At 76.9% G+C, this 15,410-nt stretch carries 16 protein-coding genes; 8 read left to right on the top strand and 8 right to left on the bottom strand.

What is annotated here, in order from left to right; translation table 11 throughout:
• The first annotated feature begins 5 nt into the window (after positions 1-5).
• Positions 6-410, top strand: a complete 405-nt coding sequence (locus tag ACI780_RS12195) for a hypothetical protein (RefSeq protein ID WP_456868544.1) — start codon at positions 6-8, stop codon at positions 408-410.
• A 19-nt stretch (positions 411-429) separates the two neighbouring features.
• On the opposite strand, the gene ACI780_RS12190 is transcribed toward ACI780_RS12195, so the two are convergent.
• The 3 genes from ACI780_RS12190 to ACI780_RS12180 form a co-directional block, all read right to left on the bottom strand.
• On the bottom strand, positions 430-600 hold the full coding sequence (locus tag ACI780_RS12190) for a hypothetical protein (RefSeq protein ID WP_456868543.1): 171 nt from the start codon (positions 598-600) through the stop codon (positions 430-432).
• Positions 601-659: 59 nt separating this feature from the next.
• On the bottom strand, positions 660-1,484 hold the full coding sequence (locus tag ACI780_RS12185) for an IclR family transcriptional regulator domain-containing protein (protein ID WP_456868542.1): 825 nt from the start codon (positions 1,482-1,484) through the stop codon (positions 660-662).
• An 85-nt stretch (positions 1,485-1,569) separates the two neighbouring features.
• Entirely contained in the window at positions 1,570-3,069 is a 1,500-nt protein-coding gene (locus tag ACI780_RS12180; protein ID WP_457003194.1) for an amidohydrolase family protein, read from the bottom strand.
• Between the two features lie 228 nt (positions 3,070-3,297).
• On the opposite strand from ACI780_RS12180, the gene ACI780_RS12175 reads away from it, so the two are divergent.
• The 4 genes from ACI780_RS12175 to ACI780_RS12160 are packed head-to-tail and all read left to right on the top strand — an operon-like array spanning position 3,298 to position 7,229.
• Positions 3,298-4,488, top strand: a complete 1,191-nt coding sequence (locus ACI780_RS12175; RefSeq protein ID WP_457003192.1) for a CaiB/BaiF CoA transferase family protein — start codon at positions 3,298-3,300, stop codon at positions 4,486-4,488.
• Positions 4,485-5,306: a citryl-CoA lyase gene (locus ACI780_RS12170; protein ID WP_457003190.1), complete on the top strand. Its 822-nt coding sequence runs from the start codon at positions 4,485-4,487 to the stop codon at positions 5,304-5,306. Before ACI780_RS12175 ends, ACI780_RS12170 begins: the two co-directional genes overlap by 4 nt.
• On the top strand, positions 5,303-6,274 hold the full coding sequence (locus ACI780_RS12165; RefSeq protein ID WP_456868538.1) for a zinc-binding dehydrogenase: 972 nt from the start codon (positions 5,303-5,305) through the stop codon (positions 6,272-6,274). The genes ACI780_RS12170 and ACI780_RS12165 overlap by 4 nt, the downstream gene beginning before the upstream one ends.
• A 55-nt stretch (positions 6,275-6,329) precedes the next feature.
• Positions 6,330-7,229 carry a dioxygenase family protein gene (locus ACI780_RS12160; RefSeq protein WP_456868537.1) on the top strand — a complete coding sequence of 300 codons (900 nt, stop codon included), beginning with the start codon at positions 6,330-6,332 and terminating at the stop codon, positions 7,227-7,229.
• On the opposite strand, the gene ACI780_RS12155 is transcribed toward ACI780_RS12160, so the two are convergent.
• Together ACI780_RS12155 and ACI780_RS12150 are read right to left on the bottom strand one after the other, a co-directional pair.
• Positions 7,202-7,597 (bottom strand): nuclear transport factor 2 family protein, encoded by a 396-nt coding sequence (locus ACI780_RS12155; RefSeq protein WP_456868536.1) that lies wholly within the window; start codon positions 7,595-7,597, stop codon positions 7,202-7,204. The two genes, ACI780_RS12160 and ACI780_RS12155, sit on opposite strands and share 28 nt — an antisense overlap.
• On the bottom strand, positions 7,594-8,628 hold the full coding sequence (locus ACI780_RS12150) for a uroporphyrinogen decarboxylase family protein (protein WP_456868535.1): 1,035 nt from the start codon (positions 8,626-8,628) through the stop codon (positions 7,594-7,596). The genes ACI780_RS12155 and ACI780_RS12150 overlap by 4 nt, the downstream gene beginning before the upstream one ends.
• Positions 8,629-8,893: 265 nt before the next feature.
• Here ACI780_RS12150 and ACI780_RS12145 point away from each other — a divergent pair, with 265 nt between their 5' ends.
• Together ACI780_RS12145 and ACI780_RS12140 are read left to right on the top strand one after the other, a co-directional pair.
• A complete protein-coding gene (locus tag ACI780_RS12145; RefSeq protein ID WP_456868534.1) occupies positions 8,894-9,721 on the top strand; it encodes a hypothetical protein in 828 nt (275 codons plus the stop codon).
• Positions 9,722-9,812: 91 nt separating this feature from the next.
• The gene (locus ACI780_RS12140) at positions 9,813-10,121 is read left to right on the top strand and encodes a hypothetical protein (RefSeq protein ID WP_456868533.1); all 309 of its coding nucleotides are present in this window, start codon (positions 9,813-9,815) and stop codon (positions 10,119-10,121) included.
• A 31-nt stretch (positions 10,122-10,152) separates the two neighbouring features.
• Here the strand turns inward: ACI780_RS12140 and ACI780_RS12135 are convergent, their stop codons facing one another.
• From ACI780_RS12135 to ACI780_RS12125, 3 genes are read right to left on the bottom strand one after another with little or no spacing between them, the layout of a single operon-like run.
• A complete protein-coding gene (locus tag ACI780_RS12135; protein ID WP_456868532.1) occupies positions 10,153-11,001 on the bottom strand; it encodes a tryptophan 2,3-dioxygenase in 849 nt (282 codons plus the stop codon).
• Between the two features lie 56 nt (positions 11,002-11,057).
• Positions 11,058-12,416, bottom strand: coding sequence for a circularly permuted type 2 ATP-grasp protein (locus ACI780_RS12130; RefSeq protein ID WP_457003186.1), 1,359 nt, complete (start codon positions 12,414-12,416; stop codon positions 11,058-11,060).
• Positions 12,413-13,300, bottom strand: coding sequence for an ATP-grasp domain-containing protein (locus ACI780_RS12125; protein ID WP_457003184.1), 888 nt, complete (start codon positions 13,298-13,300; stop codon positions 12,413-12,415). Before ACI780_RS12125 ends, ACI780_RS12130 begins: the two co-directional genes overlap by 4 nt.
• Before the next feature lie 124 nt (positions 13,301-13,424).
• Between ACI780_RS12125 and ACI780_RS12120 the strand changes: the two genes are divergently transcribed.
• The gene (locus ACI780_RS12120; RefSeq protein ID WP_457003182.1) at positions 13,425-15,401 is read left to right on the top strand and encodes a glucuronyl esterase domain-containing protein; all 1,977 of its coding nucleotides are present in this window, start codon (positions 13,425-13,427) and stop codon (positions 15,399-15,401) included.
• Positions 15,402-15,410 lie beyond the last annotated feature (9 nt).

Genomic DNA, 15,410 nt, shown 5'->3' with positions numbered 1-15,410 from the left:
GCGGCATGACGCACCGGACGGCGCTCGCAGCGGTCGCCGCGACCCAGCTGGCGGCCCAGGGAGTCGGTCACGTCCTCGCCCTGCGGCGCCGCCGGACCTTCGACGTCCCGTTCATGGCGGGGGAGCCGGAGCACCTCGTGCGGGACTGGCTGTGGTTCGGCACCGCCTACAGCGCGCCCCCGTACCTGCTCGGGCCGCAGCTGTGGGCGGTCGGCCGGCTGCTCCGCGGGCCGGACGACCGCGCCCGGTGGGTGCTCCGGTGGCTGGGGACGGGCCTGTCGCTGGGCTACCCGAGCGAGCGGTGGAACCGGGTGCGGGTCCGGCCGGGCGGGTTCGACCCCCTCGAGACGCCGGCCGTCGCGGTCGGGTGGGGGTGCGCGGTGGCGATGGCCGTCCTCGCCCGCCGCTGACCCGCCACCGGTGCGCTGCTCAGGCGGGCTCGGGCACGCCGCCGGGGTCGCCGCCGGGGTCGTCCGGGCTGGCCTCGATCGGCGGGGGCGGCAGCGGCTCGGGGGCGTCGGGCAGCAGCTCGCCCGGGTCGTCGGGGACCGGCTCGTCGGGGTCGATCTCCGGACCGGGCTCGGGGAGCGGGGCGACCATGCCGGTAGTCAAGCAGCGCACGGTCCCCGTGGCGACGGCTGCCGGATCGGGAGGTCCCGCTACGCGGTGGCCGAGCCCGCCGGCCGGGGCAGCTGGACGTGCGGCCGGGACTGCCACAGCGCCCACTCCGCACCGACCTCGCCCGCCGTGCGGAGCAGCAGCGGCAGGTGGTCCCCGAGCAAGCGGTCGATGGTCGTCTCGGCCGCGTGCACGGTGACGTTCATGGCGGCCTGCACGACGCCGTCCCGGTCGCGGACGGGGACCGCGACCGAGCGCACCCCCGGGGCCAGCTCCTCGTCGGCCAGCGCCCACCCCCGGGCGCGGACCTCCGTCAGCTCCTCGTGCAGCTGCTCCGGCGTCCGGTGGGTCCGCCCGGGCAGGCCCGACCGGCTGGGCTCGGCCAGCGTCGCGGCGAGCCGGTCCGGGGGCAGGGCGGCCAGCAGGACCTTGCCCTGCGAGGTCAGCACCGCCGGGAACCGCGTGCCGATGTCGACCCGCAGCGCGATCAGCTTGGGCACCGACACCCGGGCGACGTAGACGATGTCGGACCCGTCGAGCTGCGCCATCGACGACGACTCGCCGGTGCGGGCGACCAGCGCCTCCAGGTGCGGGCGGGCGATGTCCCACAGGCCGAGCGCGCCGACGTAGGCCATGCCCAGGGTGAGCACCTTGGGGGTCGGCTGGAACGCCCCGCCGGAGGACCGGACGAACCCCAGCTCCTCCAGGGTGAGCAGCAGCCGGCGGGCGGTGGGCCGGGCGAGCCCGACCGCGGTCGCCACCTCCGTCAGCGACATGCTGCGGTGGTCGGCGTCGAAGCAGGCCAGGACGTCCAGCCCGCGGGCCAGGGCCTCCACGAAGTCCGGTCCCGTGCCGCGCCCCGCCATCGCACATCCCTCCCCCCTCGCGAGGATGACACGGGCCGCGGGCGGCGGCGCGCGCCCCGCCGGGCGCGTCACCGGTCCGGGCCGGTCACCGCCCGAGGACGCGCTCCTCGCCGCCGGCCCGCTTCGACTCGTCCTTGAAGTCGGTGTACTGGTACGGGTTCTCCAGGATCGACTGCTCGGCCTCCGGCGCCTCCGGGAACATCCCGGCCTCCCAGACCTCCTCGCCGCACTCCGCCTGCAGGTACCCGATCGTGTCCTCGACCTCCCGGCGCACCGCGGCGAGGTCGATCCCGACCAGCCTGCCGTCGGACTTCACCACCCGGCCGTCGACGACGACGGTGTGCACGTCGCCGCGCTGGGCCTGGAACACCACGTGGCCGACCGGGTTGAGCAGCGGGAAGGAGACGGGGGAGTCGTCGTTCTTGACCAGGACGACGTCGGCCTTCCTGCCGACCTCGATGCTGCCCAGGTCGCGGTCGCGGCCGATGGTGTGCGCGCCGCCGCGGGTGCACCACTCCAGGACCCTCGCCGCCCGCAGCCGCAGGTGGGTGACGGTCTCGCCCTGCAGGTGCGCGGTGAGGTGCTCGGCCATGCGGTCGGCGTTGAGCGTGGCGCGCATGGCGGAGAACATGTCGCCGCTCCACCAGACGCTGGTGTCCATCGACAGCGACACCGGGATGCCGTACTGCAGCACCTGCTCGGTGGGCGCGTGGCCCTGGCCGGCGCTGCACTCGGACTCGGTCGCCACCGAGATCGACCCGCCGGTGGCCGCGATCCGCTGGTAGCTGTCGCGGGTCAGCGTCGAGGCGTGCACGTAGGTCGTCTCCGGCGTCATGAACCCGCCGTCGTACATCTGCTGGATGCCGGTGTCGCTCGTCGCGCCCCACACGCCGGCGTGCGTGGTGACCGGGATCCCGAGGTCGCGGGCCACCTCGAACGCCGCCCGCTCCGGGAAGGCCGGGTCGCCGGTGACGTCGAACGCCATCTGCACGCCCATCCGGTCGTCGCCGGCGTCGCGCAGCCGCTCCAGGATCGAGCGGACGGCCGGGTCGGCGCTCCACTCCCACGGGCCGGCCTGGATGTTGCCGTAGGCCAGGACGAACCGGCCGGGCACCGACCGGAGCGCCTCGATCGCGGCCTCGGCGTGGTCGGTGGTGTGCAGGTTGTGCGACCAGTCGACCGTGGTGGTCACGCCGGCGTCGAGCGACTCGATCGCCGCGAGCCGGTTGCCCGCCGCGATGTCCTGCGGCCGGAACTTCCTGCCGTGCTCGAGGTAGTACCAGACGAAGTACTGGGTGAGCGTCCAGTCGGCGCCGTAGCCGCGCATCGCCGTCTGCCACATGTGCCGGTGGGTGTCGATCATGCCCGGCATGACGATGCCGCCCGAGGCGTCGATCTCGGCGGTGCCCTCGGGGACGTCCAGCCGGTGGCCCACCGCGGCGATCCGGTCGTCGACGACGAGCACGTCGGCGTCCCGCAGGACCGTCGCGGCGTCGTCCACGGTCAGGACGGTGCCGCCGCGGAACACGAGCGGACGGCCGGCCACGGGGGCACCGGCCCCGTCGCCGCTGGCAGCACCGGACATGCTCATCGTCTCCTCCTCGGACGGCGGGTGTCGTCCGGACCGCTGTCCGCCTGACGGCCACTGGTCCGGGCGGCGCCACTCTGGTGTGATGCAGACCACGTGTCAAGGTCGGCGGACGACGATCACGGACGGCGACCGGTCGTTGACAGGACCGGTCGCGGCCCGCAGACTCCGGCCCGGACGCACGTCCGCATCGCGGAGTCCCCGGACGAGAGGCGAGCCCGCCCGATGACGTCGAGACCCCCCGACCCGGCGCCCCGCGGGCCGCTCGCGGGCCTGCTCGTGGCCGACTTCTCCCGGGTCCTCGCCGGCCCGTACGCCACGATGCTGCTGGCCGACCTCGGCGCCGAGGTGGTCAAGGTCGAGGGGCCGGGCGGGGACGACACCCGCACCTGGCAGCCCCCGGTCCGGGACGGCGTGTCGACCTACTACCTGGGCGTCAACCGCAACAAGCGCTCGGTCGTGCTGGACCTGAAGGACCCCGGCGACGCCGCCCTCGCGCGGGAGCTGGCGCGGCGGGCCGACGTGCTCGTCGAGAACTTCAAGCCCGGCGGACTGGCCCGCTTCGGGCTGGACCACGCCAGCGTCGCGGCGGAGAACCCGCGGGTCGTCTACGCGTCCATCAGCGGGTTCGGCAGCGCGCCCGGGGGACGGTCGCTGCCCGGCTACGACCTCATCGTGCAGGCCATCTCGGGGTTCATGAGCCTGACCGGCGACCCCGAGGGGGAGCCGTACCGGGCCGGCGTGGCGCTCTTCGACGTCATGGCCGGTCTGCACGCCACGATCGGGGTGCTCTCGGCGCTGCACCACCGCCGCGAGACGGGGGAGGGCCAGCACGTGGAGGTCAACCTGCTCTCGTCGGCCCTGTCGGGCCTGGTCAACCAGACCAGCGCGTTCGTCGCGGGCGGGGTCGTCCCCTTCCGCATGGGCAACAGCCACCCCAGCCTGTTCCCCTACGAGCCCCTGCCGTGCGCCGACGGGGAGCTCATCGTCACGGCGGGCAACGACGGGCAGTTCCGCCGGCTGTGCGAGGTGCTCGGGGTGCCCGGGCTCGTCGACGACCCGCGGTTCGCCCGCAACGAGGACCGGACGGCCAACCGCGACCAGCTCCGCCCGCTGCTGGTCGAGCGGCTGCGCACCCGCTCGAAGGCGGACTGGTTCCGCGACATCATCGGCGCGGGGGTGCCGTGCGGACCGATCAACACCATCGACCAGGGCGTGGCCTTCGCCGAGGAGATCGGCCTCGCCCCGGTGGTCCACGCCGGGGAGGGCCCGGCCGCCGTCCCCTCCGTGCGCAACCCGATCACGTTCTCGGCGACCGCGGCGGAGTACCGGCTGCCACCGCCGGCCGTCGACGAGCACGGCGCGGAGATCCGCCGGTGGCTGGCGGAGCCGGCCGGTGAGGAGGCGTCGGCATGAGCGGTGACGGGCTCTCGTTCCCGACGTCCCTCGGCACGTCGACCGCCGACGAGATCCGGCTGCTCGGCCGGGACCTCACCGCCGACCTGATGGGCCGGGTGGGCTTCGGCGAGCTGGCGTTCTGGCTGCTGAGCACCCGCCGTCCCACGCCGGCCGAGACCCGCGTGTTCGAGGCGGTGCTCGTCGCCCTCGCCGACCACGGCTTCACGCCCACCGCGATCGCCGCCCGGCTGACCTACCTGTCGGCGCCGGACTCGCTGCAGGGGGCGCTGGCCGCCGGGCTGCTGGGTGGCGGTTCCCGGTTCCTCGGCGTCACCGAGGACTGCGGGGTGTTCCTGCACACGGTCCTCGAGGCGCAGGACGGGCCGCTGCCCACCGACGACGACGGCTGGGACGCGCTGGCGCTGGCGGCGGTGCAGGCCACGCGGGCGGCCGGCCGCCTCGTCCCCGGCCTCGGCCACCCGGTGCACAAGGTGCGCGACCCGCGCACCGCGGTGCTCGTCGGCATCGCGGAGGAGGAGGGGCTGCGGGGGCCGCACCTGCGCCTGTTCGAGGCGGTCGGCCGGGTGCACGAGCAGGTCCTCGGCCGGCGGCTGCCGCTCAACGGTGCCGGCGTCTGCGGTGCCGCGCTCGCCGACCTGGGGCTGCCGGTCGAGATGCTGCGCGGCGTCGCCCTGCTGGCCCGGGCGGCCGGCCTGCTCGGGCACATCGCCGAGGAGCGCCGCCGGCCGATCGGCATGGACGCCTACCTCGCGGTCGACCGCAACGCGACCTACGTCGACCCCGACGGCCCCGGCGACCGGGAGCCACCGGGATGAACGCGGCGGTCCTCCCCGAACCGGGCGGCACGCCCGCCTACGCCGAGCACCCCGACCCGGTGCCGGCGGCCGGGCAGACGCTGGTCGCGGTGACCGCGGCGCCGATCGTCCCGCTCGACCAGCTGTGCGCGTCGGGGACCTCGTACTTCGGGCGGCCGGCCACCCCCTACGTCCCCGGCGTCCAGGGCGTCGGGGTGGTCCGGCGCTCGGCGGTGCTCGCCGAGGGGACCCGCGTGTTCGTCTCGACCACCGCCGGCATGCGGCCGGGGGACGGCAGCCTCGCCGAGCAGTGCGCGGTCCCCGACGAGGACGTCGTGCCGATCGACGCGGACGTCGACGACGCCGCGCTGGCCGCCCTGGGCACGTCCGGGATCGCGGCCTGGGTGGTGCTCACCGAGCGGGCCCGGCTGCGGGAGGGGGAGACCGTGCTCGTCCTCGGCGGCGGGGGAGCGGTCGGGCAGGCCGCGATCGGCGCGGCCGGGCTGCTCGGCGCCGGCCGGGTGGTGGCCGTGGCCCGGTCGCCGGAGGCGCGGGAGCGGGCCCGCCGCGCCGGCGCCGACGAGGTGCTCGCGTCCGGCGGCGACGTCGACGAGCTGACCGCCCGGCTCCGCGACGCCGTCGGGGCCGGGGCCGACGTCGTGGTCGACCCGGTGTTCGGCACCGCGGCGACCGCCGCCGCGCGGGTGCTGGCCGTCCGCGGGCGGCTGGTCAACCTCGGCGGGTCCGGGAGCGACGTCGCGCGGTTCTCCTCGGCCGACCTGCGCAGCCGCTCGGCGTCGGTGCTCGGCTACACCAACAACCACCTGACCGCCGGCGAGCGCCGCGACGCCGTCACCGCGGTGGCCGGCCACGCGGCGGCCGGCCGGCTCGCCGTCGCCCACGAGGTGCTCCCGCTCGCCCGGGTCGCCGAGGCCTGGGACCGGCAGGCGTCCGGGCAGGCGGGTGTGCGGCTGGTCCTCACGCCCTGAACCACCCACCGCGCGGGCGGCGCCCGCCGCCCGCGGCCCCGAGGAGGAGGCGACCGTGCAGCTGGTCACCGAGGAGAACATCACCGACCTGGCCGTGCAGCGCTGGGCCACGGCCAGGGACCCCCGCACGGCCGAGCTCCTGACGGCGCTCGTGCGGCACCTGCACGCCTTCGCCCGCGAGGTCCGGCTGACCGAGGCGGAGTGGATGGCGGCGGTGCAGTGGCTGACCCGCGCCGGGCAGATCAGCGACGCCAAGCGCGAGGAGTTCATCCTCGCCTCCGACGTGCTCGGCCTGTCGATGCTGGTCGTCCAGATGAACCACCGGCTCGACCCCCGGGCGACGCCCGCCACGGTGCTGGGCCCGTTCCACGTCGAGGGCTCGCCGGAGCTCGGGTACGGCGCCGACATGTCCCAGGGCCTGCCCGGCACGCCGCTGTTCGTCTCCGGCGTGGTGACCGACCTCGACGGCGCCCCCGTGCCGGGGGCGGTGCTCGACGTCTGGCAGGCCGACGACGAGGGGCTCTACGAGTCGCAGCACGCCGACGTCGACGAGGCCCGGCTGCGCGCGAAGTACCGGACCCGCGAGGACGGCAGCTACTGCCTGCGCACCGTCGCGCCGCTGGGCTACACGATCCCGATGGACGGGCCGGTGGGCGAGCTCATCGCGCAGACGGCGATCAGCCACTTCCGGCCGGCGCACGTGCACTTCCTGCTGAACGTCCCGGGCTACGAGCCGTTGATCACCCACCTGTTCCAGGAGGGCGCGCAGTACCTCGACAGCGACGTCGTCTTCGGCACCAAGGCCGAGCTGGTCGTCCGCTTCGAGCAGCGGGAGCCCGGCGAGACCCCGGACGGCGGCACCTCGGCCGAGCCGTGGCTCGAGGCGCGGTACGACTTCGTGCTCCAGCCGACGGCGCAGGCCGGGGCTCAGGCGGGCAGCGGCGTCGGCGCGTAGGCCAGCAGCCGCCACCGCCCCGAGGCCCGCGTCCACACGGCGAGGGCCAGGTTGTCGATCGTCCTCGGCACGCCGTCGACGTCGAGGTCCGCGGTCATCCGGCCGACGACGAGCGCGCTGTCGCCCACGACGGCCACCCGCTCCACCGGGTGGTCGATGCGGCGGTAGACGTAGTGGCCCGAGCGCACCTTGCCCAGGTACTCGTCCTTGGTGTCCCGGGCACCGCTGGAGTGGGCGTAGCTGAGCTCGTCGGCGCACAGCTCCGCGAGCACCGCCAGGTCGGCGTCCTGCATGGCCCGGTAGCGGCGGTCCTCGGCGGCCAGCACCGCGCGCACGTCCTCGTCGTGCGCGCCCGGCACCCCGGTCACAGCTCGGCCCGCAGGATCGCCGCCGCCTGCGCCAGCGCCCGCATCTTCCCGGCGGCCGCCGCCCGGGGGAGGTACTTGAGCCCGCAGTCGCTGGAGAGCACGAGCCGGTCGACGTCGACGTGGTCCAGCGCCCGCCGGACCCGCTCGGCGACCGTCTCCGGGGTCTCCACCGCGGGGGTCGACAGGTCGAGGACGCCGAGCGCGATGCCCTTGCCCCGCAGCGGCCGCAGGGTCGCGGGGTCCAGTCGCGACTGCGCCGTCTCGACCGAGATCGTGTCGGCCGGGGTGTCGGCCAGCTCGGGCAGGAAGGAGTAGCCCGCCGGCCGCTCGGAGACCATCGCCGCGTAGCCGAAGCACAGGTGCACGTGCACCGGGCCGGCGGCGCCGGCCACGGCCCGGGTCACCGCCTCGGCGCCGAAGCGGCGGGCCACCTCCGGACGCGCCTGCAGCCACGGCTCGTCCACCTGGACGACGTCGGCACCGGCGGCGAACAGGTCGGCGATCTCCTCGCGGACGACGTCGGCGTAGGCCATCGCCAGCGCCCGGTCGTCGCGGTAGTGCTCGTCCTGCGACTGCTGGGCCATGGTGAAGGGCCCGGGCACGGTGATCTTGGTCGCCCGGTCGGTGTGCGCGCGGAGGAACCGGACGTCGTCCACCTGGACCGGGGACGGCCGGCGGATCTCGCCGGTCACCCGGGGCACCGGGATCTCGATCCCCGACCGGTTGCGCACCGTCCCCGGCGGGTCGAGGTCGAGCCCGCCGAGCGCCGTCGCGAAGTGGTTGGAGTAGGACTCCCGGCGGATCTCCCCGTCGGTCACCACGTCCAGCCCGGCCTCCTCCTGGGCACGCACGGCCGCCAGCGTGGCGTCGTCCTGGGCCTCCTGCAGGTGCTGCGGCGGGATGCGCCACAGCTCCCGGGCGCGCACCCGCGGGGGGAAGCGGTGACCCAGCCGCTCCCGGTCGATGAGCCAGTCGGGCTGGGGCAGGCTGCCGACGACCATCGTCGGCAGCGGGGGCAGCGGTGCCGGCATCCTGTCCTCCTGGGGCGGGAGCGCGGCGACCCTCGCCGTCCGGACCTCCCGGTGCGCCATCGTCGCCGGGACGCCGGGCGCCCACCACACCGGCGCGACGGGAGGGGCGCGGATCGCCGGTCGGGCCCCTACCCTCGTGACGTGGGCAACATCGGCAAGGAAGTCCGCCGCATCGAGGTCCTGCCCGTGCCCGAGCCGACCCCCGGGCCGGCCTCGCCCGAGCGACCCGAGCCGCAGCGGGAACCGTCCCCGTCGAGGTAGGGCGGTGGACCCCTACGGTGGCTTCGAGCCACAGGTGGGCGAGATCAGGGCACTGCGCACCTTCCGCATCGGGCCGGACGGTCTGCTCTACCCCCTGTTCTCCGCCGACCCGTGGCACGAGGGCGCCAACACCGCGCGGTGCCTGCGGACCGACCGCCCGCCGCACCCCAGCCCCGGCCCGGACTGCACGTGCGGCTTCTACGCCTTTGGCGGGGAGCAGTGGCTCGGGGACCAGCCGCGCAGCCGGCACGTCCTCGCCGTCGTCGCCTGCTGGGGGCACGTGGTCGCCGGGACCCGCGGCCTGCGCGCCGAGCACTGCCGGATCGAGGCCCTGTGGCTGTCGGCCGCGGTGCCGGACGAGCTGGTCGAGCGCGTGCTGCGCAACCACCCCTCGGTGGCCGTCCACCGCGACCGGGCCCGGATGCTGGCCCAGCACCCGCCGACCGAGCTGGACTGCTACGAGCCCTCGGGCCGGGGGACCGGACGCGCCACCGGCCGCCTGTGGTGGTCCGCGGCGATCGCGGCGGCCGTCGTCGGGAGCCTCCCCGCCGACTGGCTGGGCGGATCGCGCAGCGCCGCGCTGCTGACGATCGCCCTGGCGGCCGCCTTCGCGGTGGCCGCACTGCCCCTCGCGCCGCGGGGCCCGGATGCCGGGAGGTCCGGCCGGCGGCTGCTCTGCCTGGCGACCTCGGTGTGGCTCCTCGCCGCCTTCCTCGGCCCCGTGGGCCTGGTGTTCGTGCGGCTGCCCCTGCTGCAGGCCGTGTCGATCGCGGGGCTGCAGCACCTGTGCCTGCTCGTCGAGGGCCGGCGCATCCCCGCCCAGATCGCCTGACCGCGCACCGCCCGGCGGTCGCGGGAAACCCGTTGCCCGTGCGGAGGCGCGCTGGGAGGTTCGCCGCATGCCACCCCGGAGCGTGGACCCCGTGTTCGAGCCGTTCCTGACCACCGCCGAGGCCGTGGCCCGGGACCGGCCCGAGGTCGATCCGGAGGCGGCCCGCGAGGTGTTCCGCGAGGCGGCGACCCTGCTGCACGACGGCCTGGCCCTCGACGGTCTCGACGAGCACGACGCGCGCGCCGTGGTCGCCGCGCTGTGCCGCGACCTCGTCGCCGAGGACCCCGGCGCGGCCGTGCGCGCCCGCGCCCGTGCGGTGGCCGAGCACCCCGGGGACCTGCACGACCCGGAGGCCGTGGCCGCCGCCCACCTGGTCGCCGCGTCGGTCCTGCAGCTCTGAGCGCCGGCGGGTCCGGCCGGGGCCCGGGCGCTCAGGTGCCGATGGACGTCCGCACCGCGTAGAGCTCGGGGAAGAAGGTCAGGTCCAGCGCGCGCCGGAGGAAGTCCACGCCGGAGCTCCCGCCGGTGCCGGTCCGGAAGCCGATGGTCCGCTGCACCGTGCGCAGGTGGCGGAAGCGCCACAGCTGGACGGCGTCCTCGAGGTCGACGAGGTCCTCGCAGGTCGCGTACTCCGCCCAGTGGGTCGTGGTGTCCTCGTAGATCGCCTTGTACACGGGCAGCAGCGACTCGTCGGCCACCCACGCCCGGCGCACGTCCCGGTGCAGGACGTGCTCGGGCACCGGGTGACCGGCGCGGGCGAGGAAGCGCAGGAAGGCGTCGTACACCGTCGGGCTGTCGAGCAGCTCCGCCAGCACCGCGTGCGCCTGCGGCCGGGACGCGAACACCGGCAGCACCTGCGCGTTCTTGTTGCCGAGGACGAACTCGACGGCGCGGTACTGCCAGGACTGGAAACCCGACGCGTTGCCCAGGACGCCGCGGAACTCGGTGTACTCGCTGGGCGTCAGGGTCGCGAGCACCGACCACTGCTCGGTGATGGTGCGGAAGACGTGCTTGACCCGGGCCAGGCCCTTGCGCGCGCGGCGCACGTCGTCGTCGTCGAGGTGGGAGCGGACGGCGCGCAGCTCGTGCAGGGCGAGCTTGAGCCACAGCTCGGTGGTCTGGTGCTGGACGATGAACAGCAGCTCGTCGTGGTGGTCGCTGATCGGGTGCTGGGCCGACAGCAGCGCGTCGAGGTGCAGGTAGTCGCCGTAGTCCATCCGCTCGTGGAAGTCGGTCGCCACCCCCGCCTCCAGGTCGCGGACGCCGTCCTCGATCGCCATGCCGCCTCCCTCTCCGGAACCGGAGGCCATCCTCGTCCGCCCGCCCGCCGGGACGCTCAGCCGACCACCCAGGTGTCCTTGCCGCCCCCGCCCTGGGAGGCGTTGACCACCAGCTCGCCCTCGGTCAGCGACACCCGGGTGAAGCCGCCCGGCAGCACGGTCGTCCCCTCGTCGGTGCAGAAGGCGTAGGGCCGGTAGTCCACGTGCCGCGGCGCGAGCGCGCCGTCGACGACCGTGGGGTGGGTCGACAGCGCGACCGGCTCCTGGGCGATCCACTCCCCGGGGTCGGCCAGGACGGCGGCGCGGGCGCGCCCGAGCTCGTCGGCGGACGCCCGCGGGCCGATGAGCACCCCGTGGCCGCCCGAGCCGGACCGCGGCTTGAGCACCAGCTCGGGCAGCCGGTCCAGCGCCGCCCGGCACTGCGCCGGGTCGTCGAGGTCGTAGGCCGGCTGCGAGCGCAGTCGCGGCTGCTCGCCGAGGAAGAAGCGCACCAGGTCCTCGACGTAGGGGAAGGTGCGCTTGTCGTCGGCGACGCCGCTGCCGAAGGCGTTGACCACGGTCACCGTGCCGGCCCGCAGCGGCCCCGTCAGCAGCTCGCCGAGCTCGTTGGGCCGGCCGTCGTCGTCGGTCAGCCGCTCCTCGCTGGTGCGCCGCCACAGCAGGTCCACCCGCCGCCCGTCGGGCAGCCGCAGCTCCTCGCCGCGGAGCGTCAGCTGCCCGGGCAGCACGACCGGCGCGTCCACCATCTCCCCGAGCCGGTCGATCTCCCAGGCCACCGCGCTGCGCGGGCCGTCGCCGAGCACGGCCACGACCGGGTCGGGCCGGTCGGTGGCGTCGGCGAGCATCCGCCGCACCGCCGCGACGGCGGCCTCCCGCACGGGCGCCGGTCCCGGCTCGACCCCCAGGCGCGGGGCCACCAGGTCCCGGGCGGCCAGGGCGTAGGCCAGCAGCGTCGGCGTCCGGACGTTGTCCTCCAGGACGACGAGCCGCCCGTCGGCGCCGCGGACGACGTCGGGCCCGGCCATGCCGATCCAGCGCCGCGGCGCCGGCAGGCCGGGCGCCAGGTAGCGGTTGGTGTCGAGCACCTCGGCCGGGACGACGCCGGCGCGCACCGCCTCGCGCGGACCGTGCGCGTCGGCGACGAACGCCTCCAGTGCGCGCAGCCGCTGGTCCAGGCCGGCCGCCAGCTCCTCCCACTCCGCGCGGGCGAGCACCCGCGGCACCGGGTCGACGGTGAACAGGTGGGACTCGGCGGCGGGCCCGTGCTGCAGGTCCAGGTCGGCGGCGGCGCGGGCGACGTCGGCGGCCAGCGCGCCCGGGCCGTACGCGCGGACGGCGGCCATCGCCGCCGCCGCGTGCTCCCGGTCGCCGCCGTCGGGCAGCAGCGCCTCGTCGAGGCCGGCGGCGAGGCTCACGCGGCGGCCGCCGCGCGCTGCGCCGCCGCCCGCTCCGCCACGGCCAGCGCCGCGCGGGCCACCCACCGGCCCTGCTGCGGGTCGGTGACGTCGAAGCCGAAGGGCGCGTTGGCCTCCAGCGCGAGCAGCCGGCCGTCGGGCTCGACGAGCACGTCGACGCCCATCAGTCCGCCGCCGAGCGCGGCGACCATGCGCCGGGCGAGCTGGGCCATCTCCGGCGGCGCCTCGTACACCCGCGGGTACACCGTCCCGTGGGTGACCAGCGCGCCCTGCTCGCGGGACTTCTCGTAGACCAGGGACGTGGCGCCCGGCGTGGCGAAGACGCGCGCGCAGGCCGGCTCGGCGATCCACTCCTGCAGCAGCGACGTGCCGCGCCGGTGGCCCCCGGCCGCCTCGTGCTCCCGCCAGCCGGCCTCGACCGCGCGGGCGGCGTCGAGGTCGCCGACCAGCTCGATGTAGCGGGCGCCGTCGCCGAGGGAGGGCTTGAGCACCATCTGCCGGCCGGGCATCGGCCACTCCCGCACCCGGGCCAGGTCCCACGCCGCGGGCTGCGGCACGCCGGCGGCCGCCCACACGGCGTGGGTGACGAGCTTGTCGGCGGAGGCGACCAGCGAGGTCACCGGGTTGAGCAGCGGCACGCCGGCCGCCTCGAGGAGGGTGGCCAGGGCGAAGGTGGGCGCGTAGGCGACCACCTCCTCGACCAGCACGTGCGCGATCGCCAGGTCGTAGTGGCCCGGTGGCGGGCCGGTGACCGGCCAGTCGGCCGGCACCCGGGCCAGCCGCTCGACCTCGGCGCCCTGCTCCTCCAGCGCCCGCACCCAGGCGGCCGCGTAGCCGGCGTCCTCGTACCAGTCCTCGTCGGTGATCACCAGCAGCACGCGCACGCGGCTGCAGTGCCCGCGCCCCGGCCCCGTCGAACCACCGGCCGGCGAACCACCCGTCCGCGGGAGCACGGACGCAACACGCGCGACACCTGCGCGGGTCCCCCGGGCCCTAGCGTTCGGGTGCATGACGGCAGTGGCGGACCGCTCCCGGGACGGGCGCTCGGCCGCGGCCCGGCGGCGGCGCTACACCGCCGAGCTGGCCGGCGTGCTGCCGCCCAGCGAGCCCTTCTCGGCGTGGCTGGCGGCCGGCGGCGACCTCGCGCCGGACTTCGCCCGGCTGCCCGCGCGCACCGGCCTGTGGTCGCCGGTCGAGGGCCTCCCGGCCGGGCCCGCCGGAGCCGCCGGCTGGGCGGCGCGGCGCGGCGTGCTGCGCGCCCGCTGGCGCCGCTGGCTCACCGGCGAGCTGCCACCCGCGCCGCGCCGCACGCCGGTCCGCGTCGAGCGCGTGCGGACCGACGGCGGGGTCGAGGTCCGCGAGCTCACGGTCGGTGGGTCCACGGTCGGCGGGGGCTGGTCGGTGCGGGCGCGGCTGCTGCTGCCGGTGCCCGCGGCCGGCGTGCGGCGAGACGTGCCGGTGTACCTGCTGCAGTCCAGCCACGGCCCGTGGGCGGAGGCGGCGCTGGCCCGCGGGTGGGGCGCCTGCCTGGTCTCGGCCGCGGACGGCGACGACGACACCGAGACCGTCGAGCGGGCCCATCCCGCCGTCGTCGCCGGCCGGCTGGCCTGGCGGGCGTGGGCGCTGTCCCGGGTGCTGGACGCGCTGCAGGACGCGCCCGGGGTGGACGCCCGCCGGGTGCTGGTCGGCGGGCACAGCCGCAACGGCAAGACCGCCCTGCTGGCCGCCGCGTTCGACGACCGCTTCGCCGGAGTGGTCTCCAGCTCCAGCGGCGTGCTCGGCGCCATCCCCGCCCGGCTGTGCACCGACCGGCACTTCGGCGAGGGGGTGGAGCTGCTCACCCGGCACTACCCGGGCTGGTACCACCCGCGGCTGCGCTGGTTCGCCGGCCGGGAGCACCGGCTGCCCACCGACGCGCACGAGCTGCTCGCGCTGGCCGCGCCGCGGCCGGTGCTGGTCTCGGTGGCCGTCGAGGACCCGGTCGAGCGCGTCCCGGCCGCCCGCGCGGCCGTCGACGCCGCGCGCGACGCGTACGCCCTGCTCGGCCGCGGCGACGCCCTCGAGCTGGCGCTGCGCCCGGGCGGGCACCGGGCCGACGGGGCCGCGGTGGCCGCCCAGCTGGACTCGGCGGCGTCGGTGCTCGGCGGCCCGCCGCGCCGCCTCGTCCGGACGACGTCGGCGCCGTCCCCGGTCCCGTGGCCGGCCGACCGGGTGCGCCCGGGCCCGCGGCCGGTGCGCGGTGCCGAGCTGCGCGCCGCCGTCCGCGCCGCCCTCGGGCCGGCCGGGCGCCTCGTCCCGCGTCCGCGGGGAACGGGGGAGGGTCCGTTGCGGACTCCCGACGGCGTCGCGGTCACCCTGCTGTCCCCGCCGGGCGGAGGCGCCGGCCGCGGGCTGGTGCTCTGGCTCGGCCCGCCGTGCGCGGCGACCGGCTGGCGGGCCGGCTACGAGCAGGCCGAGCCGCTGCCGGCACTGCTGGCCGCGGCCGGCTGGGTGGTCGCCTGCCACGACCCGGTCGGCAGCGGCTCCCGGCACGGGGAGCGCCCCGGGCCGGGGTCCTCGCCGCTGGGCCGGATGACCGCCGACGCGGCCGCCGTGGCCGCGGTCGCCGCATCGGCCACCGGGCACGACCGGGCCTGGGTCGCCGCCTACGGCACCGGCGCGCTGGTGGCGCTGCACCTGTCCGCCGTCGGCGCGGTGCCGCCGGCCGGCCTGGCGCTCGCCGCCCCCACCTGCGGGGAGCCGCTGCTGCGGGCCCGGCCCGGGTACACCCTCGCCGACCTGCTCGCCGCGGCGGCCGACCGCCCCGCGGTGGTGCTGGACCCGGCCTGGGACCCCGAGGCGCCGCCCGGCGCGGTGGCCGCCGCCTGCCGGGCCGCCGGCGTGCCGCGGGTGCCGCTGGCCGACTGGCACCGGCTCTCCGGCGCCACCAGGTCGGCGATGGTCGGCTGGCTGGACGCGCACGGCCCCCAGCGAGGCCCGTCCTGACCGCGGGCG

It is taken from the genome of Geodermatophilus sp. SYSU D00814 (genome assembly GCF_054050055.1).
The sequence above is the reverse complement of the archived record's forward strand: the minus strand, read 5'-3'. Positions and strand labels throughout refer to the sequence as shown.

Bases quoted from the DNA above. Each gene is read 5' to 3' on its own strand.
- ACI780_RS12175 (WP_457003192.1), top strand. From the start codon at position 3,298: ATGACGTCGAGACCCCCCGACCCGGCGCCCCGCGGGCCGCTCGCGGGC.
- ACI780_RS12190 (WP_456868543.1), bottom strand. From the start codon at position 600: ATGGTCGCCCCGCTCCCCGAGCCCGGTCCGGAGATCGACCCCGACGAG.
- ACI780_RS12135 (WP_456868532.1), bottom strand. From the start codon at position 11,001: ATGGCGATCGAGGACGGCGTCCGCGACCTGGAGGCGGGGGTGGCGACC.
- ACI780_RS12150 (WP_456868535.1), bottom strand. From the start codon at position 8,628: ATGCCGGCACCGCTGCCCCCGCTGCCGACGATGGTCGTCGGCAGCCTG.
- ACI780_RS12195 (WP_456868544.1), top strand. From the start codon at position 6: ATGACGCACCGGACGGCGCTCGCAGCGGTCGCCGCGACCCAGCTGGCG.
- ACI780_RS12170 (WP_457003190.1), top strand. From the start codon at position 4,485: ATGAGCGGTGACGGGCTCTCGTTCCCGACGTCCCTCGGCACGTCGACC.
- ACI780_RS12120 (WP_457003182.1), top strand. From the start codon at position 13,425: ATGACGGCAGTGGCGGACCGCTCCCGGGACGGGCGCTCGGCCGCGGCC.
- ACI780_RS12180 (WP_457003194.1), bottom strand. From the start codon at position 3,069: ATGTCCGGTGCTGCCAGCGGCGACGGGGCCGGTGCCCCCGTGGCCGGC.
- ACI780_RS12185 (WP_456868542.1), bottom strand. From the start codon at position 1,484: ATGGCGGGGCGCGGCACGGGACCGGACTTCGTGGAGGCCCTGGCCCGC.
- ACI780_RS12165 (WP_456868538.1), top strand. From the start codon at position 5,303: ATGAACGCGGCGGTCCTCCCCGAACCGGGCGGCACGCCCGCCTACGCC.